The organism is Ruixingdingia sedimenti, assembly GCF_031432425.1.
GTDB classification, from domain to species: Bacteria; Pseudomonadota; Alphaproteobacteria; order Rhodobacterales; family Rhodobacteraceae; genus Ruixingdingia; species Ruixingdingia sedimenti.
On sequence record NZ_JAVKPH010000022.1, the window covers coordinates 33,212 to 52,201 of the forward strand.

The 18,990-nt window shown below is 69.4% G+C and carries 21 protein-coding genes; 17 read left to right on the top strand and 4 right to left on the bottom strand.

Annotated features, from left to right (window positions below; translation table 11 throughout):
- Position 1: 1 nt before the first annotated feature.
- A complete protein-coding gene (gene paaG, locus RGD00_RS16300; protein WP_310458350.1) occupies positions 2-790 on the bottom strand; it encodes a 2-(1,2-epoxy-1,2-dihydrophenyl)acetyl-CoA isomerase PaaG in 789 nt (262 codons plus the stop codon).
- A gap of 115 nt (positions 791-905) precedes the next feature.
- On the opposite strand from paaG, the gene paaN reads away from it, so the two are divergent.
- From paaN to RGD00_RS16335, 7 genes are all read left to right on the top strand, one after another.
- Positions 906-2,555, top strand: a complete 1,650-nt coding sequence (gene paaN, locus RGD00_RS16305) for a phenylacetic acid degradation protein PaaN (protein ID WP_310458351.1) — start codon at positions 906-908, stop codon at positions 2,553-2,555.
- Positions 2,556-2,585: 30 nt separating this feature from the next.
- Positions 2,586-3,731: an ABC transporter substrate-binding protein gene (locus tag RGD00_RS16310; protein WP_310458352.1), complete on the top strand. Its 1,146-nt coding sequence runs from the start codon at positions 2,586-2,588 to the stop codon at positions 3,729-3,731.
- 102 nt (positions 3,732-3,833) lie between these two features.
- Positions 3,834-4,706, top strand: a complete 873-nt coding sequence (locus tag RGD00_RS16315) for a branched-chain amino acid ABC transporter permease (RefSeq protein WP_310458353.1) — start codon at positions 3,834-3,836, stop codon at positions 4,704-4,706.
- A 4-nt stretch (positions 4,707-4,710) separates the two neighbouring features.
- The gene (locus tag RGD00_RS16320) at positions 4,711-5,667 is read left to right on the top strand and encodes a branched-chain amino acid ABC transporter permease (protein WP_310458354.1); all 957 of its coding nucleotides are present in this window, start codon (positions 4,711-4,713) and stop codon (positions 5,665-5,667) included.
- A complete protein-coding gene (locus RGD00_RS16325; protein ID WP_310458355.1) occupies positions 5,664-6,452 on the top strand; it encodes an ABC transporter ATP-binding protein in 789 nt (262 codons plus the stop codon). Before RGD00_RS16320 ends, RGD00_RS16325 begins: the two co-directional genes overlap by 4 nt.
- Entirely contained in the window at positions 6,439-7,140 is a 702-nt protein-coding gene (locus tag RGD00_RS16330) for an ABC transporter ATP-binding protein (protein WP_310458356.1), read from the top strand. Before RGD00_RS16325 ends, RGD00_RS16330 begins: the two co-directional genes overlap by 14 nt.
- Position 7,141: 1 nt before the next feature.
- Positions 7,142-9,097: a 3-hydroxyacyl-CoA dehydrogenase NAD-binding domain-containing protein gene (locus RGD00_RS16335; RefSeq protein ID WP_310458357.1), complete on the top strand. Its 1,956-nt coding sequence runs from the start codon at positions 7,142-7,144 to the stop codon at positions 9,095-9,097.
- Between the two features lie 33 nt (positions 9,098-9,130).
- On the opposite strand, the gene RGD00_RS16340 is transcribed toward RGD00_RS16335, so the two are convergent.
- The 3 genes from RGD00_RS16340 to RGD00_RS16350 are packed head-to-tail and all read right to left on the bottom strand — an operon-like array spanning position 9,131 to position 11,496.
- Positions 9,131-10,459, bottom strand: a complete 1,329-nt coding sequence (locus RGD00_RS16340) for a sensor histidine kinase (RefSeq protein WP_310458358.1) — start codon at positions 10,457-10,459, stop codon at positions 9,131-9,133.
- Positions 10,456-11,118 (bottom strand): response regulator transcription factor, encoded by a 663-nt coding sequence (locus RGD00_RS16345; protein ID WP_310458359.1) that lies wholly within the window; start codon positions 11,116-11,118, stop codon positions 10,456-10,458. Before RGD00_RS16345 ends, RGD00_RS16340 begins: the two co-directional genes overlap by 4 nt.
- 21 nt (positions 11,119-11,139) lie before the next feature.
- On the bottom strand, positions 11,140-11,496 hold the full coding sequence (locus RGD00_RS16350) for a PepSY domain-containing protein (protein ID WP_310458360.1): 357 nt from the start codon (positions 11,494-11,496) through the stop codon (positions 11,140-11,142).
- Positions 11,497-11,605: 109 nt separating this feature from the next.
- Between RGD00_RS16350 and RGD00_RS16355 the strand changes: the two genes are divergently transcribed.
- The 10 genes from RGD00_RS16355 to RGD00_RS16400 all read left to right on the top strand — a co-directional run bounded on the left by RGD00_RS16355 (position 11,606) and on the right by RGD00_RS16400 (position 18,983).
- Positions 11,606-11,854, top strand: a complete 249-nt coding sequence (locus tag RGD00_RS16355) for a PepSY domain-containing protein (RefSeq protein ID WP_310458361.1) — start codon at positions 11,606-11,608, stop codon at positions 11,852-11,854.
- Between the two features lie 31 nt (positions 11,855-11,885).
- Positions 11,886-12,452: a transferrin-binding protein-like solute binding protein gene (locus RGD00_RS16360; protein WP_310458362.1), complete on the top strand. Its 567-nt coding sequence runs from the start codon at positions 11,886-11,888 to the stop codon at positions 12,450-12,452.
- Positions 12,439-13,515 carry a hypothetical protein gene (locus RGD00_RS16365; RefSeq protein ID WP_310458363.1) on the top strand — a complete coding sequence of 359 codons (1,077 nt, stop codon included), beginning with the start codon at positions 12,439-12,441 and terminating at the stop codon, positions 13,513-13,515. The genes RGD00_RS16360 and RGD00_RS16365 overlap by 14 nt, the downstream gene beginning before the upstream one ends.
- Before the next feature lie 122 nt (positions 13,516-13,637).
- Positions 13,638-13,946 carry a recombinase-like helix-turn-helix domain-containing protein gene (locus RGD00_RS16370; RefSeq protein ID WP_310458364.1) on the top strand — a complete coding sequence of 103 codons (309 nt, stop codon included), beginning with the start codon at positions 13,638-13,640 and terminating at the stop codon, positions 13,944-13,946.
- Entirely contained in the window at positions 13,936-14,706 is a 771-nt protein-coding gene (locus tag RGD00_RS16375) for an ABC transporter ATP-binding protein (protein ID WP_310458365.1), read from the top strand. Before RGD00_RS16370 ends, RGD00_RS16375 begins: the two co-directional genes overlap by 11 nt.
- Before the next feature lie 33 nt (positions 14,707-14,739).
- The gene (locus tag RGD00_RS16380; protein ID WP_310458366.1) at positions 14,740-15,714 is read left to right on the top strand and encodes an ABC transporter substrate-binding protein; all 975 of its coding nucleotides are present in this window, start codon (positions 14,740-14,742) and stop codon (positions 15,712-15,714) included.
- Complete coding sequence (locus RGD00_RS16385; RefSeq protein WP_310458367.1) at positions 15,711-16,529, top strand: ABC transporter permease; 819 nt, start codon at positions 15,711-15,713, stop codon at positions 16,527-16,529. Before RGD00_RS16380 ends, RGD00_RS16385 begins: the two co-directional genes overlap by 4 nt.
- Positions 16,530-16,565: 36 nt before the next feature.
- Complete coding sequence (locus RGD00_RS16390; RefSeq protein WP_310458368.1) at positions 16,566-17,132, top strand: cupin domain-containing protein; 567 nt, start codon at positions 16,566-16,568, stop codon at positions 17,130-17,132.
- 70 nt (positions 17,133-17,202) lie between these two features.
- A complete protein-coding gene (locus RGD00_RS16395) occupies positions 17,203-18,246 on the top strand; it encodes a Rieske 2Fe-2S domain-containing protein (protein ID WP_310458369.1) in 1,044 nt (347 codons plus the stop codon).
- Positions 18,246-18,983: an SDR family oxidoreductase gene (locus RGD00_RS16400; RefSeq protein WP_310458370.1), complete on the top strand. Its 738-nt coding sequence runs from the start codon at positions 18,246-18,248 to the stop codon at positions 18,981-18,983. The genes RGD00_RS16395 and RGD00_RS16400 overlap by 1 nt, the downstream gene beginning before the upstream one ends.
- The last annotated feature ends 7 nt before the right edge of the window (positions 18,984-18,990 follow it).

Below are 18,990 nucleotides of genomic sequence, written 5' to 3' on the forward strand. Positions count from 1 at the left end.
CTCACTTCCCCTGGAAGGTCGCGGGCCGTTTTTCCAGAAAGGCGGCGACGCCTTCGGCATAATCGGCGCTGCGCCCGGCGGCCTGCTGGCAGTCGCGTTCCATGTCCAGCTGTTCGTCGAGGCTGTTGGTCGCGGCGGCCTGGATCAGCCGCTTGGTCAGCCCAAGGCCGAGCGTCGGCCCGGCGGCAAGGCTGCGGGCGAGCGCGGTCGCCTGATCCATCAGGTCGGCATCCTCGACCGCCTTCCAGATCAGGCCCCAGTCGGCGGCCTTTTCGGCGGGCAGGGGTTCGGCGGTCAGGGTCAGCGCCTTGGCGCGCGCCTCGCCCACGAGGCGCGGCAGGCTCCAGCTGCCGCCGGCGTCGGGGATCAGGCCGATTTTGGCGAAAGCCTGGATGAACTTTGCCGATTTCGCCGCCAGAACGATGTCGCAGGCCAGCGCGATATTGGCGCCCGCCCCGGCGGCGACGCCGTTCACCGCGCAGACCACCGGCTTTTCCAGGCTGCGGATCAGCCGCAGGTTGGGGTTGTAGAAGGTTTCCAGCGTCCGGCCCAGATCGGGGGGCGGGGCGCCCTTGGCCGGGTCGCGGTCGCCCAGATCCTGCCCGGCGCAAAAGCCGCGCCCGGTGCCGGTCAGCAGCACCGCCCGCACCCCGGCGTCGTCATGCGCGCGTTCCAGGCCCGCCCGCAGCGCGCGGTGCATGTCGTCGTTGAACGAGTTCAGCTTGTCGGGGCGGTTCAGCGTCAGCGTCAGGACGCCATCGGCGAGGGCCGAAAGGACGGTTTCGTGCATGGATCTTCTCCCTGTCCCCCGAATTCGCGGGGGCCTCGCAGATTCTTGTTGCATAAACCGACCGGCCGGTCAATGATAAAGCCGAGCCGGACGAGAACCGGCCGGGAGGATACTCATGACCGAATTCTTCGACCGTCATCGGCCGATGCTGGAGGCTGCGGTAGAGGCCCTGCGCGCCCGCGGATTCTGGACGCCTTTCCCTGAGGTTCCTAGCGGAAAATTCTATGGCGAATCCGCGAGGGAAGAGGGCGAGGCCGCCTTCGCCGCGATGCAGGGCCGGCCTTTCGACCTGCCCGGCCATCCCGAATCGCGCCGTCTGGGGGCCGAGGCGTCGCCCTTCGGGCCGGTGCCGGGAATCACCTATCCCGCCGCCGATGTCCCCGCGCTGATCGCCGCCGCGCAGGCCGCCGCGCCCGCGCTGGCCGCCGCCACGCCCGAGGCCCGGGTGGGGGTGTGCATGGAGATCCTGACCCGGCTGAACCGGATCAGCTTTCTTCTGGGCCACGCCACGATGCACACCACCGGCCAGGCCTTCGCCATGGCGTTTCAGGCCGGGGGCCCGCATGCGCAGGACCGCGGGCTGGAGGCTGTGGCGATGGCCTGGGACGAGATGACCCGCTTTGCGCGGCAAGCCGTCTGGGAAAAGCCGCAGGGCAAGGCCGCGCCCATCGTGATGGAAAAGCACTGGACGCTGGTCCCGGCGGGGGTGGCGCTGACCATCGGTTGCAATACCTTCCCGACGTGGAATTCCTATCCCGGCATCTTCGCCAGCCTCGCCACCGGCAATCCGGTGATCGTCAAGCCGCATCCCGCCGCCATCCTGCCGCTGGCGCTGACCGTGCGGATCGCGCGCGAAGTGCTGGCCGAGGCGGGGCTGCCCGCCGATGCGGTGCTGCTGGCGGTGGATGCGCCCGGGGCCGAGATCACCAAGGATCTGGCGACCGATCCGGCGGTGCGGCTGATCGACTATACCGGATCCACCGCCTTCGGCGGCTGGCTGCGTGCGAACGCCCGCCAGGCGCAGGTCTTTACCGAAGAGGCCGGGGTGAACACCGTCACCATCGCCGCGACCGATGATTTCGCCGGCATGTGCGCGAACCTCGCCTTTTCGCTGTCGCTCTATTCCGGGCAGATGTGCACCGCGCCGCAGAACCTCTACATCCCCGAAGGCGGGATCGAGACCGATCAGGGCCACAAGAGCTTTGACGATGTGGCGCAGGGCATCGCCGGGGCGATCGACGCGCTTCTGGCCGATCCGGCGCGCGCGGCGGGCATCTGCGGTGCCATCGCCAATCCGGCCACGCAGGCGCGGGTCGCGGCGGCGCGCGCCATGGGCCGGGTGATCCGCGACAGCGCGCCGGTGGGCGAGGGGCGCACGGCCTCGCCGCTGCTGCTGGCGGTCGATGCGGGCGATCCGGCGGCCGAGGCGGAATGTTTCGGCCCGGTGGCCTTCCTTGTCGCCACCAAGGACGCCGACGCGGGCATCGCGCTCGCCGCCGGTCTTGCCGCGCGCAAGGGGGCGATCACCGCGGCACTTCACGACACCGACGAGGCGCGCATTGCCCGTGCCGTGGCGGCCTTTGCCCGGGCGGGGGTGAACCTGTCGATCAACCTGACCGGCAACATCTTCGTCAACCAGTCGGCCGCCTTCAGCGATTTCCACGTCACCGGCGCCAATCCGGCCGGCAACGCCAGCCTGACCGATACCGCCTTTGTCGCCACCCGTTTCCGCCGCGCGATGTGGCGGCGGCCGGCGGCGGCCTGATACTGCAACCGTTCTCTGGGAGGAGACCACATGAAAAAGACCCTGACCACGACCGCCCTCGGCCTGCTGGCCGCCTTCGGGCTGACGCAGGCCGCGCTGGCCGATATCAAGCTGGGCGCCAGCATCTCTGCCACCGGCCCGGCCGCCTTTCTGGGCGACCCCGAGGCGAAGACGCTGGAAATGCTGGTGGCGGACCTGAACGCCGCGGGCGGCATCAACGGCGAGAAGATCGCGCTGGTGCTCTATGACGACAACGGCGATCCCAACAAGGCCCGCACCTTCGCCACCCGTCTGGTCGAGGATGACGAAGTGGTGGCGATCATCGGCGGCACCACCACCGGCACGTCGATGTCGATCCTGGCGGTGGCAGAGGATGCGGGGGTTCCCTTCATCTCGCTGGCAGGCGCCATCGACATCATCAGCCCGGTCAAGCCCCATACGTTCAAGACCCCGCACACCGACCGCATGGCCTGCCAGAAGATCTTCGAGGACATGCAGAAACAGGGCTACACCAAGATCGGCATGATTTCCGGCACCGACGGTTTCGGCGCGTCGATGCAGGCGCAGTGCAAGGACGTGGTGGGCGATTACGGCATCGAGATCGTGGCGGATGAAACCTACGATCCCAAGGACGCCGACATGACGGCGCAGCTGACCAAGATCAAGAACGCGGGCGGCGTGCAGGCGGTGCTGAACCCCGGCTTCGGTCAGGGCCCGTCGATCGTGACGCGCAACTACAAGCAACTCGACATCGGCCTGCCGCTTTACCAGTCGCATGGCGTGGCCTCCGACGGGTTCATCGAACTGGCCGGCGCCGATGCGGCAGAGGGCGTGCGCCTGCCGGGCACCGCGCTGCTGGTGGCCGACCTTCTGGCCGAGGACGACGCGCAACGGCCGGTCGTCACCGCCTACAAGGCGGCGTTCGAGGCCAAGACCGGCACGCCGGTCGGCACCTTCGGCGGCTATGCGCATGACGCCTTCCTGATCATGACCGACGCGATCGCGCGCGCGGGGTCGGCCGAACCGGCCGCGATCCGCGATGCGATCGAGGCGACGGCGGGCCTTGCCGGCACCACCGGGATCTACACCTTCAGCCCCGAGGACCATCTGGGCCTCGACCTGTCGGCCTTCCGCATGCTGGAAATCAAGGGCGGCAAGTGGACGCTGGTCGACTGACCGGACGGCCTTCGGCCCCTGCCCGGAACGGGCGGGGGCCTTTTTGCGGCCCCGCCGCCTTTCACGCCTGATAAAGTCCCGCATCCCGAGCCCGGAGGCCCCATGTCGGAACTTCTGCAATTCCTCTTTTCGGGGGTGACGGTCGGCGCGGTCTATGCGCTGGTCGCCCTTGGCTTCACCATCATCTACAACGCCTCCGACGTGGTGAACTTCGCGCAGGGCGAATTCGTCATGCTGGGCGGCATGATCACCTGGTTCGCCCATGCGGCGGGCCTGCCGCTGCCGCTGGCCGCGGTGATCGCCATCGTGGCGACGGCGGCGCTCGGCGTGGCGATGAACAAGCTGGCGATCGAGCCCGCGCGCGGCGCGCCGGTGGTGTCGCTGATCATCATCACCATCGGCGCCTCGATCTTCATCCAGGGCGCGGCGCAGCTGGTGTTCGACAAGCAGATCCACAGCTTTCCGGCCTTTTCCGGCGATGCGCCGCTGCGCATCGGGGGTGCCACGATCCTGCCGCAGAGCCTGTGGGTGATCGGCGGCGCGCTGGCGGTGTTCGTCGGGTTGTGGGTGTTCTTCACGAAAACGCTGCTGGGCCGGGCGGTGCTGGCGACATCCAACAACCGGCTGGCGGCGCAGCTGGTGGGGATCAACACCAATTTCGTGATGACGCTGTCCTTTGCGCTTTCCGCCGGGATCGGCGCGCTGGCGGGGGTGCTGGCCACGCCGATCACGCTGACGGCCTACAGCGTCGGCATCGGTTTCGCGCTCAAGGGCTTTGCGGGGGCGATGCTGGGCGGCATGGGCAACCCCAAGGGTGCGCTGGCGGGCGGTTTCCTGATCGGGCTGATCGAGGCGCTGACGGCGGGCTACCTGTCCTCGCAGTACAAGGATGCGGTGGCCTTCATCGTGATCCTGCTGGTCCTGTTCTTCATGCCGCAGGGGCTTTTCGGCCGCAAGTCGACGGATCGGGTGTGACGCCATGAAACTTTCCGCGAAAACCGCGACGCTTCTGGTGCTGGCCCTGCTGGTGGCCGTTTCGCCGTTCTTCTTTCCCTCGGGCTATTACTACCGCGTGGGCGCGCTGATCTTCGTCAACGGCATCGCCGTGACCGGGATCGTGATCCTGACCGGCTATGCCGGGCAGATCAGCCTCGGCCATGCCGGTTTCGCCGGGATCGGCGCCTATGCCTGCGCGCTGGCCCCGGTGCATCTGGGCCTGCATCCGGCGCTGGCGGTGGTGCTGGGCGGGGCGATTTCCGCCGTGCTGGCCTTTCTGGTGGGCCGGCCGATCCTGCGGCTGAAGGGCTATTACCTCGGCGTCGCCACGCTCGGCTTCGGCATCCTTGTGTCGATGGTGCTGAACAACGAACGGGAACTGACGCGCGGCCCCGACGGTATCGAGGTGCCCGAACTGGGCCTGCGCGGGGTGCTCAAGGACTGGGGGCTCGACCTGACGAATGGCGAGTTCTGGTATTTCTTCTGCGGCCTCGCCCTGATCCTCGGCGCCTGGCTGGCGCTGAACCTTTACGGCAGCCCCACCGGGCGGGCGCTGCGGGCGTTGCACGGGTCCGAGGTCGCGGCGCGCACCGTGGGCGTCGATGTGGCGCGGATGAAGCTGCAGGCCTTCGTGATCTCTGCCGTCTATGCCTCGGTTTCGGGTTCGCTGCTGGCGTTGCAGAACAAGTTCATCACGCCGGATGTCGCGGGCTTCATGCATTCGATCGAGATGGTGACGATGGCCGTCCTCGGGGGTGTCGGTTCCGTGCTGGGCGCGATCTTCGGGGCGGGCATCCTGACGCTCTTGCCGCAGGTGCTGACGGTCTTTGCCGAATACGAACAGCTGGTTCTGGGTCTGGTGATGATGGTGGTGATGATCTTCCTGCGCGAGGGGCTTCTGCCCTCGATCCTGCGCAGGCTGCGGGGGACGGGCGAATGACGCGCGAAGCCAGGGAAGCATTGCTGTCGGTCGAGGGGCTGGGCATCGCCTTCGGCGGGTTGAAGGCGGTCAACGATGTCAGTTTCACCGTGAGGCCGGGCGAGATCGTGTCGGTCATCGGGCCGAACGGCGCGGGCAAGACGACGCTGTTCAACATGATCTCGGGCGTCTACCTGCCCGGCATGGGCAAGGTGAAGCTGATGGGCGAGGAGGTGACGGCCATGGCCCCGCATCTGCTGGCCCGCCGGGGGATGAGCCGGACGTTCCAGAACCTCCAGATCTTCCAGTCGATGACGGTGCTGGAAAATGCCGTCACCGGCTATCACCTGACCGAACGCGGCCCGGTGCTGGCCGATCTTCTGGGCCTGCCGTCGTCGCGCCGCCGGGCGCGCGCGTCCGAGGAAGGGGCGCGCAGGCTGCTGGCCCGGGTCGGCCTTGAACGCGCGGCGGAACGCGAGGCGGGGAACCTGTCCTACGGGTCGCTCAAGCGGCTGGAAATCGCCCGCGCGCTGGCGCTGAACCCCAAGATCCTGCTGCTGGACGAACCCGCCGCCGGCTGCAACGCGGTGGAAACGGAGGAAATCGACCACCTGATCGCCGAGGTCGCGGCCTCCGGCGTCGCCATCCTTCTGGTCGAGCATGACATGAAGATGGTGATGCGGGTGTCCAACCATATCGTGGTGCTGGACCATGGCGAGAAGATCGCCGAGGGCGATCCGGCCACGGTCAGCCGCAACCCGGCGGTGATCGCCGCCTATCTGGGGGCCGAAAATGCTGACGGTTGAGGGGCTGCGTTCGCGCTACGGGCGTATCGAGGTGCTGCACGGGATCGACCTGCGGGTGGATTCCGGCGAGATCGTCACCGTGGTGGGCGCCAATGGCGCGGGCAAGACCACGCTTCTGCGCTGTCTGTCGGGGGTGCAGCCCGTGACCGGCGGCACCATCACCTTCCGGGGCGAGGCGCTGACCCCCGTTCCCGCCTACAAGCGGCTGCGCCGGGGGCTGGCGCAATCGCCCGAGGGGCGGCAGATCTTCACCAACCTGACGGTGGAGGAAAACCTGCGCCTCGGCGCGTTCCTGTTTTCCGACGACCGGGTGGAAAAGGACATGGAAGACGCCTTCCAGATGTTCCCGATCCTCAGGCAAAAGCGCAACCTGCCCGCCGGGGGCCTGTCGGGCGGGCAGCAACAGATGCTGGCCATGGCGCGGGCGCTGATGGGGCGGCCGTCCTGCCTGCTGCTGGACGAGCCCTCGATGGGGCTGGCGCCGATCATCGTGTCCCAGATCTTCGACGTGGTGAAGGGGCTGAAGGCGCTGGATGTCACCGTGCTGCTGGTGGAACAGAACGCCTTCGGCGCGCTGAAGATCGCCGACCGCGGCTATGTGATGGAAACCGGCCGCATCATCATGCAGGGCGCGGCAGAGGATCTGATCGCCGACCCGCGCATCCGCGAAGCCTATCTGGGGATCTGACATGTCCGCCGCAACCGCCGTCGTCACCATCGCCCGCGAGGGCGATATCGCCGTCGTCACCGTGGACAACCCGCCGGTGAACGCCCTGGGGCAGGCGCTGCGTCAGGGGCTGTGGGATGCGGTGGCCGCGCTCGACGCCGATCCGGCGGTGCGGGCGGTGGTGCTGGTCTGCGCCGGGCGCACCTTCATCGCCGGGGCCGATGTGACCGAATTCGGCACGCCGCCGCAGCGGCCCTACCTGCCCGATCTGGTGGACCGGATCGAGGGCGCGGCGAAGCCATGGGTCGCGGCCATCCACGGATCGGCCCTCGGCGGCGGGTTCGAGGTGGCGATGGGCTGCCGTTTCCGCGTGGCGCTGGATACGGCCGCGATCGGCCTGCCCGAGGTGACATTGGGCGTCGTGCCGGGCGCATCCGGCACCGTGCGCACGCCCCGCCTTGCCGGGGTTGCGGCGGCGGTGGATCTTGTGACCACGGGCCGCCCGGTGAAGGCCGGCAAGGCGCAGGCCATGGGGCTTGTCGATGCCGTGGTGACGGGCGACCTGCGGGCGGGGGCCGCGGATTTCGCCCGCGCGGCGCTGGCGAAACCGCTGCCCCCGCCGGTATCGCAGCGCGCCGTCACGCCGGTGGCGCCCGCCTTCTGGGCCGAACAGGAAGCCGCCATCGCGAAACGCGCGCGTGGCGAGGCCGCGCCCCTGCGCGCGCTGGCCTGCCTGCGCAAGGCCGCCGAGGCGCCCTTTGCCGAGGCCATGGCCTTCGAACGCGAGACTTTCCTTGACCTGCGCGCCTCGGAACAGGCGGCGGCGCTGCGGCATGTGTTCTTTGCCGAACGCGCCGCGCCCCGGCCCGCGCATCTGAAGGATGTGGCCCCCCTGCCGCTGCGCCGCGCCGGGGTGGTCGGCGGCGGCACCATGGGCGCGGGGATTGCGGCGGCGCTGCGCGACGCGGGTCTGCCGGTGGTGCTGATCGAACGCGATGCGGCGGCGGTGGATCGCGGCCTTGCCAACCTGCGCGCGATCTTCGACGGCGGGGTAAAACGCGGCCGGTTGACCGAGGCGCAGGCCGCGGCGCGGATGGCGGGCGTCACCGCCAGCACCGACTACGCCGCGTTGGCCGATGCCGATCTGGTGATCGAGGCGGTGTTCGAGGAGATCGGCGTGAAACGCGCCGTCTTTGCCGAACTGGGCCGGGTCTGCCGCCCCGACGCGGTGCTGGCCACCAACACCTCTTATCTGGACCCGCAGGCGATCGCCGGGGGGCTGACGAACCCCGGCCGCTTCATCGGGCTGCATTTCTTCAGCCCCGCCAATGTGATGAAACTGCTGGAAATCGTGCCGACTCCCGGCACCGCGCCCGAAACGCTCGCCACCGGCTTTGCCCTTGCCCGCGCCCTGGGCAAGATCCCGGTGCAGGCGGGCATCTGCGAGGGGTTCATCGGCAACCGCATCCTGAAACGCTATCGCGCGGCGGCCGAGGCGCTGGTCCGCCAAGGTGTCGCGATTGCCGAGATCGACGCCGCCATGCGCGGCTACGGCTTCGCCATGGGGCCGTTCGAGGCGCAGGATCTGGGCGGGCTCGACATCGCCTTCCTGCAACGCGAGGGCGCGCGGGCGGCGGGGCAGGGCGTGCCCGAAACGCTTGGCGACATCCTCGTGCGCGCGGGCCGCAAGGGGCAGAAGACCGGCGGCGGCTGGTACGACTATGCCCCGGGCGACCGCAGGCCGCAGCCCTCGGCCACGGTGGCCGGGTTGCTGGCCGGGCAGATCGCGCCGGGCGCACCGATGGACCGCGCCGCCATCGCCGGCCGCCTCGTGGCCGAAATGGCGGCAGAGGGGGAGGCGATCCTTGCCGAGGGCATCGCCCGGCAGCCCGCCGACATCGATCTGGTGAAGATCCACGGCTATGGCTTTCCGCGCTGGCGCGGCGGGCCGATGTTCGCGGCCCGCCGCGCGGCCTGAACGGGGCAGGGCGGGCCGGTAGCGGCCGCCCGGCTACCGCCGCGGCAGGTCCAGCGTCGCGCAGAAGCCGGGGTTCAGGTTGGCCAGCCGCAGATCCCCGCCGGCGGCATCCATGATGTCCTGCGCCAGCGCAAGGCCAAGCCCCGTCCCGCCCGCATCCAGCCGCACCCCGCGCCGCGCCACCGCGTCGATCAGATCCTCGGGCACGCCGGGGCCGTCGTCCTCTATCGCCAGCCGGACCCGCGCGCCCTCTGCCCCGGCGCGGAAACGGACCCGCGTCCGCGCATGGCGCATGGCGTTTTCGGCCAGGCTGCCCACGGCCTCTGTCAGGTCGTGGGGGTCGATGGCCGCCATCAGGTCGCCGGGCACCTCGATCTCTATCGCGATTGCGTCGCCCCGGGCGGTGCGGCGCAGGACGGCGGCGATCTTGCCGACCACCGCGGCGATCCCCGCCGTGCCCTCGGCGCCGATCCGGGCGCGGCCCAGTTCGCGGTCGAGCTGGCCGCCGATCGCGCCCACGATGTCCTCGATTGCGCCCGCGGCCTCTGCCTCGCCCCGCGCACGCAGGCCCGCCGTCACCCCCAGCAGGGCCTGCATCGGGGTTTTCAGCGTATGGGCCAGATCGGCGGCGCGGTTGCGGGCGCGGGCGACGCGGCGGTCGCGGTCGTCCAGCAGGCGGTCGATGGCGACGGCCAGCGCGCGCACCTCGCGCGGCATGTCGCGGCCCAGCCGGTCGCGCCGCCCGCTTTCCAGCGCCTCGATGTCGCGGCCGATGCGGGCGAAGGTCCGCAGCCCGATGGCCACCTGCGCGATGGAGGCGAGGATCAGGAACAGGCCGAGCGCCACCAGAAACGGCAGCACGTCGCGCACGAAAAGCCCGCGCGCCTCGTCGAACCGCGCGAGGCTGGTGGCGACGGTGATCCTGACCGGCGCATCCCCCGGGCCGACCAGAACCACGCGGTCGAGGATGAGCAGCTGTTGCCCGTCCGGGCCGGGGGCCGGCACGATCCTGACCGCCGCGCCCTGCGGCGGGGTTTCGGGAATGTCGAGGATCTGGTCCCAGAGCGAGCGCGACCGCCATGTCCGCCCGCCCATCCCGATCTGCCAGTACTGGCCCGAATAGGGCTGCCGATAGCTGGGATCGCCGCCCGCGGTTTCCGGCGGGGCGGCGGGGGGCGCGCCGCTGGTGAAGCCCGCGATCAGCACATTGGCGCGCGTTTCCAGTTCCTGCGTGGCCAGCCGGATCGCCTGGCGTTCGAACAGAAGCGTCAGCCCGAGCGCCGCCAGCGCCAGCACCGGCACGATGGCCGCCAGCGCCGCCAGCATCAGCCGCAGGCGGATCGAACTGCCGCCCTCCCTCACCGCGCGCAGTCCAGATAATAGCCGAAGCCGCGCCGCGTGCCGATGATGCCGGGGCCGGTCTTGCGCCGCAGCCGGGCGATCACCGCCTCCAGCGCGTTGGCCTCGCGCGCGTCCTCGTCGCCGTAGAGATGTTCCAGCAGTTCGGTGGGCGTCACCACCCGGTCGCCCGCATGGGCCAGATAGACCAGCACCCGCAGTTCCAGCGGCGTCAGGTTCAGCATCCGCCCGTCCACCGAGGCGACCTGCCGGTTGAGGTCGAGCACCAGCCGGTCCAGCGTCTGCACCGGGTTGATCCGGCCCGAGGCGCGCCGGATCAGCGCCCGGGCGCGGGCGACCAGTTCCTCCATGCGGAAGGGCTTGGGCAGGTAGTCGTCGGCGCCGGCGTCGATGCCCTCGACCCGCTCGTTCCAGCTGCCCCGCGCGGTCAGGATCAGAACCGGCATGGCCCGCCCCTCGGCGCGCCAGCGTTTCAGCACGCTCAGCCCGTCCAGCCGCGGCAGGCCGAGGTCGAGGATCACGAGGTCGTAATCCTCGGTGCCGCCGCGGAACCACGCGGCCTCGCCGTCCGCCACCTGTTCGGTGCGGAACCCCGCGCGGGTCAGCGCGCCGGCCAGATCGGCGGCGATGCGGGGGTCGTCCTCGACGATCAGGCAGCGCATCGCGCCCCCGCCCTGCGGCGATCAGTCATCCTCGTCTTCCTCGATCTGCAACAGCCGCCCGGTGGCGGCGTCGATCTCGACCTCGAACAGGCGGCCCTCGGGCGAGACGAGATCGAACTCATAGATCAGAACGCCGTCCTCCATCTCAAGCTGCATCTCGATCAATTCGCCCGCGACATGCTCGCGCAGCACCTTCAGCACCTGGTCCAGCGGCAGGATCTCGCCCCGCAGGACGGCGGCGCGGGCGAAACCGGCGTCGAGCCCGTCCTCGAATTCCACCGGCGGCATCGGCGGGGGCGCGTCCTGCGCGGGTGCGGGGCCCGGCAGCGCCGCCGCCGCGCAGGCCAGACAGAAAAGAAGGCGGGCCGGTCGGATCATGGGCGAGCGGTATCACGGCGGCGCTGACATTTCGCTGACAAATGCCGTCAGGCCGCTGTCAGGGCCGGGATGCGACAAGGGCGCACCGCATTTGGAAGGAGTATCGACCATGATCCGTATCCTGCCCGTCAGCCTGACGCTGATCTGCCTCGCCTCGCCGCTGCTGGCCCAGCAAAAGCCGGTCCGCCCCCTGTCGGCCACGGTGCTCGATTTCGAAAGCCGCGGCTATGTCGTGCGCAGCGCCGAGGACGACGGGCGCACCCATGACATCGAGGCGATCACGCCCCAGGGCGCCCGGATCGAGGCCATCGTCGAGGCCGCCACCGGCGAGGTGCTCAGCGAACGCGCGGACGACTGAACCCCCGATGCCCTGCAAGGAAAGACCCCAGATGACCGTTTTCAAACCCCTCATCGTCCTGGTTTCCGTCACCGCGCTGTCCGCCTGCATGGGCGGCGGTTCCGACAATCCGGCGGCGGAATATGCCGCGGATTCCGCGCGCGGGGCGGGGCTCGTCACCCTCACCGACGGGCTGGACCCGACCCCGGCGGGGGCGATGCCCGCGCAGGGTTGGGCCGAATACGACGGGATCGTCGGCATGGCCTTCGGCGCCGCCCCCGAATCGCTGGCGGCGGCGGACATGATCGGGGAACTGGATCTGCGCGCCGATTTCGCCCGCGGCACGATCAGCGGCGAACTGGACGACTTCAACACCAGCGACGGCCGCGAAGTGTACGGCGCGCTGCGGCTGAGCGGCGGGCAGATCGCCGGATCGGGTTTCAGCGCCAATATCGACGGCCGCCTTACCGGGCCGGCGTCGGCGCCCGGCACGGTCAGCGGCACGATCGGCGGCGATTTCCTCGGCGCCGGGGCCGATGCGCTGGCCGGCACCGGCACGGCGACCAGCACGGCGGGCGGGCTCGGCGTGGTCTTCCGGGGGGTCCGTGACCGGGACTGACCTGCGCCGCCGTCTGGCGGGGCTTGCGCTGGCGCTGTGGCTGCCCTTGGCGGCGCAGGGTCAGGACGCGGGCCTCGCGCTGGACGAGGGGTTGCCCGACCTTGCGCTTTTCACGCTCGGCCAGGCCGGGGGGCAGGTGTCGCCCCTCGGCCATGCGCTGTTGCGCGAACAGGGTTTCCTGCACGACCCGGCCGCCCGCGGCAGGGTGCGGGCGCTGTCGCGGGGCCAGTCGCTGGTGCCGGTGCTGCGCCATGCGGCCAATGTGAACGACGGCATTCCCGCGGACAGTTTCACCATCGGCGGGCTGGAATTCACCGTCAGCGCGGCGGCGCGGGCGAAGGATGCCGTGCTGATGGGGCTGCGCCATACGCGCTGGCGGACCTTCACCTATGCGCCCGGCGCGCGGCTGACGGTGGCGGGCAGCCTGACGGCCGAGGCGGAGCCCGCCCATGGGTTCCACCGGCTGGACCTGTCGTTGCGCGCCTGCGCCGAACAGCCCGCCGCGCGCTGGACCTGGATCGACGCCTGCATCCAGACCCGGTGGGAAAACGACAGCCTCGCCATCAGCCGGGGCGCGACCGCGACGCTCGGCCCCCGCATGGTCTTTGCCAGCCGGTTCGGCCACCATCGGCTGACCCTCTCGCCGGGGCGGGAGGCCATCGACGGCGGCCAGCGAACGGTGATCCAGATCTCGTTGGCCACGCTGACGGCGGGCAAGGGCCTGTGGACCCTGCATGCGATGCGGGGCGGGGCCGTGGCCGGGCGGAACACCGTGCTGCACGCCTTCGGGATCGGCTGGGCCGGGCAGGTCGCGGGGCGGCGCATCGGCCTTTCGGCCAGCCGCGAGGCGACCGGCGGCGGCGCCTTCTTCGGCATCCCGCGCGAGGACCGGGTGACGCGGCTGCGGCTGACCCTGCCCTTGGGCAGGGTGGAAATCGGCGGCTACGCCGAAAGGCGCCGGTCCTCGGTCGCCGCCTACGAGGGCACGGATCTGGGCGTGACCCTCGGCTTTCGCATGGATCTTCTGGCCGGGCGCCGCGCCGCCCGGCGGCCGGCGCTCTGACCCTTTTTTCCGCGCATCCGCCCGGCCCGCCCCGGGCGGGGTCAGATTCCTGTTGACTCATGTCCGATTGGCGGTAGATTAAATATGAACAGAACGTTCAATAAAGAACACACAGGGGGGCGATGGGAATGGATGCTTTCAAGGACAGGCTTTCCGAGCGTGCGCGCGACACCAGCCGCCCGGCGCTTGCCCATCAATGCCGCGGGCGCGCGCTTCATCCCCGCGAATCGGCGCTGGCCGAGGCGCTGATGGAGGTCTACCGCACCGGCACGCACGATCCTGCCGCCGTGGCCGCCGCGCTGGCCGCGCAAGGGATCGTCGCGCCCCTGTCGGGCCGCACCGACTGGACCGGCGCGCTGCTGGCCGAAGAACTGGCCGCGATCAACGCCGATCTCGACGCGGCTTACGCCGAGCACGGCTATGGCGCTTGAGTTCCGCGGCGTCACCAAGCAGTTCGCCACCAATTCCGGGTGGGATCTGACCGCGATCCGCGACGTCACCTTCAAGGTGAACGAGGGGGAATTCGTGTCGGTGGTCGGCCCTTCCGGCTGCGGCAAATCCACGCTCCTGTCGATGACCGCGGGGCTTTACCAGCCGACGGCGGGCGAGGTGCTGGTCAGCGAGGAAAGGGTGACGGGGCCCAACGACCATGTGGGCTTCATGCTGCAGAAGGATCTGCTGCTGCCCTGGCGCAATATCGTGGGCAATGTCGAATTCGGGCTCGAGGCGCGCGGCGTTCCCAAGGGCCCGCGCCGCGAACGGGCGATGAGGGAACTTCAGCGCTGCCATCTGGCGGGGTTCGAGAACCATTATCCCTACCAGCTGTCGGGCGGCATGCGGCAGCGCGCGGCGCTGGCCCGCACCCTCGCCGTCGATCCGGAGATCATCCTGCTGGACGAGCCGTTTTCCGCGCTCGACGCCCAGACCAAGCTGCTGTTGCAGGACAGCTTCGCCACGACCATCGCCGAAAGCGGCAAGACGACGCTTCTGATCACCCACGACCTCGCCGAGGCGGTGCTGATGTCGGACCGCATCCTGGTGCTGTCAGAGCGGCCCGGCTCGATCATCGCGGAGATCAAGGTGGATCTGCCCGACCGCGCCCATCCGCTGCGGCGCCGGGTGATGCCCGAGGTGGGCGAATACGCCGGCCAGATCTTCCGGCACCTGAAACTAGAAGAAAAAGCCATCTGACGACAGCCATCCCAACAGGGGGACCACGACGACATGAAGCGCATGTTCCTGATCACCGCCGCTGCCGCCGCCTTCGCCTTCGGCGCGGTTTCGGCCCGGGCGGCCGAGGAGGTCACCTATCTCTTCCCCGCGCCGGATTTCCTGCCCGCCTTCGCGCCGTTCCAGCTTGCCAAGGCCAAGGGCTATTTCGACGAGGCCGGGCTCGACGTCACCTTCCGCGTCGGCAAGGGCGGGGCGGATGTCGCGACCCAGGTCGCCGCCGGCAACGCCGATCTGGGCGGCGGCATCGGCGACACGTCGATCATCGTGCGGGCCAACGGCCTCGAGGTGCGCGGCGTGGCCCTGCTGGGCGGGCGCGGGCTGACGCAGCTGGCCTGGCGCAAGGACAGCGGCATCACCGGGCCCGAGGGTTTCAAGGGCAAGTCGGTGGGCGTGCTCGCGTTCCAGGATACCACCTATTACAACCTGCTGGGCGTGCTGGCCTCGGTCGGGCTCGGCAAGGACGACGCCAATATCCAGGCGGTCGGGCCGGGCGGCATCATCCAGCTGATGATCGCGGGCCAGCTCGACGCGATGTCGGGCGTGCCGGAATGGATCGCGGCCGTGCAGGGTGCGGGCGTCGAGGTCGAACAGGTTCCGGTCGATACCGTCTTTCCGGCGATGGCGCAGGCGATCATCGCCTCGGACAGGTCCATCGCCGAACGTCCCGAAGTGGTCGGCGGCTTCGTCAAGGCGGTCCTGCGCGGCGTGGCCGACATCCAGGCCGATCCGGCGCAGGCCGCGAAGGATTTCGTCGCCGCCGTGCCGCAGCATGCCGGCAAGGAGGCCGAGGTGGAGGCGATCCTGACCGCCTATGCCGAAAAGGTCTATCCCGCGGCGGAAGGCCAGCCGCTGGGCACCTTCGATCCCGCGCGGATCAAGGCGGTGCAGGATTTCTACATTCAGCAGGGCATCGTCCAGACCGCCGTGCCGGTCGAGGACCTCTATACCAACGAGTTCGCCCGATGAGCAGCGCCACCACCACGGCGCCCGCCGGGGCGCCCGCGAGGGCGAAGGTGCGCGCGCCGCGCACCGCGCTTTATGCGAGCCTCGCGCTGCTTGTCGTGGTGCTGGCCGCCTGGCAGGTGCTGCCCACCTATTTCGGGGTGCCGAAATACATCATCCCGACGCTTTCGGACAGCATCGCCGAATTCGGCCGCATGTGGCGCAGCGAGGGCCTGCTGCGCCATACCGCCTCGACCGCGCTCTATACGGTGCTGGGCTTTGCCATCGGCAGCGCGCTGGGGGCGGTGCTGGGCTATCTTCTGGGCATGTCGAGGTTCTGGGAAGAGGTGCTCTCGCCCTATATCCTCGCGCTCCAGATCGCGCCCAAGGTCGCCTTCGCGCCGCTGTTCATCATGTGGTTCGGCTACAATGCGATGCCCAAGCTGCTGGTCACGGTGCTGATCGTGTTCTTCCCGGTGCTGGTCAACGTGTTGCAGGCCATGCGCACGGTGGACCGCGACCTGGTGAACCTCGCCCGCGCCTACAACCTGTCGCGTTGGGGGATCTTCCGCAAGGTCGAGATGCCCTCGACCCTGCCGAACCTGATGGCGGGGCTGCGCATCGCCTCTACCCTCGCGGTGATCGGCGTCACGGTGGGCGAGCTTGTCGGCGGCAACACCGGCCTCGGCTTCCTGATCTCCTACGGCGGCGGGCAGGCGAATGCGGCGATGGTGTTCAACGCGATCATCCTGCTGACCGTCATCGGCTTCCTGCTCTATTCCGCGCTGGTCCGGGCCGAAACCCGCCTGCTGCATTACCTGCCGAAGGCCCAGTACTGAGCCTTCCTTCCCATCCCAAGCAACTGAGGAGGCATCATGTCTGCCGCACCGATGAAATTCCCCTCGATCGAACCCGATGATGTCGTGATCCCCGAGGGCAAGTCCCTGGGCGACTGGATCGAAAGCCGGACCGCCCGCTATGCCACCCGCACGCTCGACTGGGACGCGCTGAAATTCCAGGCCGACTACGACCCGATCTACCGCCGCGCGCAGATGCGCTACATCGGCACCGGCGCGACCGGCGTGACCGACGACGAGAACGTGATCCCCTCGGAACATTTCACCTTCTCGACGATGGTCCTGCCCGCCGGCTGCGAGGGCCCGCTGCACATCCACCGCGACGCCGAAGAGGTGTTCTTCATCCTCAAGGGCCACAAGGTCCGCTTCTTCATCGAACACAAGGGCCAGGTGGTGGAAACCGTCCTGACCGAACGCGACATGGTATCGGTGCCGCCCGGGGTCTATCGCGGTCTGCGCAACGAGGGCATCGAGGAGGCGCTGATGTGCGTCATCATCGGCAACCCCAAGCCGGTCACGCCGACCTATCCCGAAGACCACCCGGTTTCCAAGCTCAAGCGCGACAAGAAACCGGCCGCCGCCTGACACCGCAGCGGGGCGCCCGTGCGTGCGCGCCCCGCCATTCCAGGACCGACGTGACGCCCGGAGGACAGCCATGACAGCCATCGACAAGAAAACGCTGATCGAAGAACGCGTGAACACCGGCCTTCTGGGCCAATGGTATCCCGTCGCCAAGTCGGTCGAGGTGAAAGGCACCCGGCCGCACGGCGTCAAGGCGCTCGGGCAGAAGCTCGTGCTGTGGCGCGACGGATCGGGCAAGATCCGCTGCATCGAGGATTTCTGCCCCCACCGCGGCGCGCCGCTGTCCTATGGCGAGATCCACGAGGGCAATATCGGCTGCCGCTACCACGGCGTCGTCGTCGATGGCGAGGGCGTGGTGGTCCGGGTGCCGGCGATGCCCGAATGCGCGCTGGAGGGCCGCAAGGCGCTGACTTCCTTCGAGGTGACGGAATCGAACGACGCGGTTTTCGTCTATTTCCCCTCGGTCGAACAGCCGAAGGCGCCGGAACTGGTGATGCCGAGGGAACTGCGGTCCGACGCCTGGACGGGGTTCCTGTGCACCTCGGTCTGGGAAACCAACTACCGCTATGCGCTCGACAACCTCGCCGACCCGATGCACGGCTGCTACCTGCATTCGGAAAGCTTCACGCTCGCCTACGGGTCCAAGCAGGATCTGATGAAGCTGGACAAGACCGAACACGGCTTCCACATCAGCCGCGTGGGGCAGGCGGGCGAGAACTTCGACTGGTCGGAATTCGAGGTCCACGCGGGCAACATGTTCTGCTTCCTCGACATTCCCTATCCGCCGGCGGCGGGTCCGGGCGGGTTCATGCGCATCATTGGCTTCGTGCTGCCCATCGACGAACGCAGCTGCAAGGTCTTTTTCTGGCGCATGCGCGAGGTGTCGGGCTTTGCCCGCGACAGCTGGCGCTTTCTCTACCGGGCGAAGCTGGAACAGAACCACTGGAACGTTCTGGAACAGGACCGCGTGATGCTGGAAGGCATGCCCGACGATGCCCGCAAGCGCGAGATGCTCTATCAGCACGACATCGGCGTCAGCCGCATCCGCCAGATCCTGACGCGGGCCGCCAAGTCGCAGATCGAGGCCGAACTCGCCCGCGCGCAGGCGGCAGAGTGATGCTGACGGGCCGCAACATTCTGGTGACGGGCGCCGCGCGCGGCCTTGGGGCCGAGATCGCCCGCGGCCTTTCCGCCCATGGCGCGGCCCTGATCCTCGCCGATATCGACGAGGACGCGGGCCGGGCGACGGCGCGGGCGCTCGGGGCGGAATTCGTCCCGGTGGACCTGGCCGAGCCCGGGTCGATCGCCGCGCTGGCGGATGCGGCGGGCCGGGCGGCGGGGGGCAGGCTGCACGGGCTGGTCAACAACGGCGCCGTCGCCACCGGCATCGGCGGCGTTCCCTTCGACGGGATCGAGATCGACAGCTGGGACCGGGTGATGCAGGTCAATGTCCGCGGCACCTGGCTGATGACCCGCGCCGCGGCGCCGCTGTTGCGGGCCTCCGGTTCGGGGCGGGTGGTCAACATCGCCTCGGATACCGCGATCTGGGGGGCGCCGCGGCTTTTGTCCTATGTCGCCTCCAAGGGGGCGGTGATCGCCATGACCCGTTCGCTCGCCCGCGAGCTTGGCCCCGACCGGGTGGGGGTGACGGCGGTGGCGCCGGGCATCCTGACCACGCCCTCGACCGAATACGTCCCCGAGGCGCGGCACCGCCACTATGCCGAAGGCCGCGCCGTGCCCGGCCCCCAGACCCCGGCCGAGATCGTGGACACCATCGCCTTCCTGCTGACCGCGGGGGCGCTGACCCTCACGGGGCAGGTTCTGCCGGTCAACAACGGCTTCGTCTTTACCTGAGGTCGCG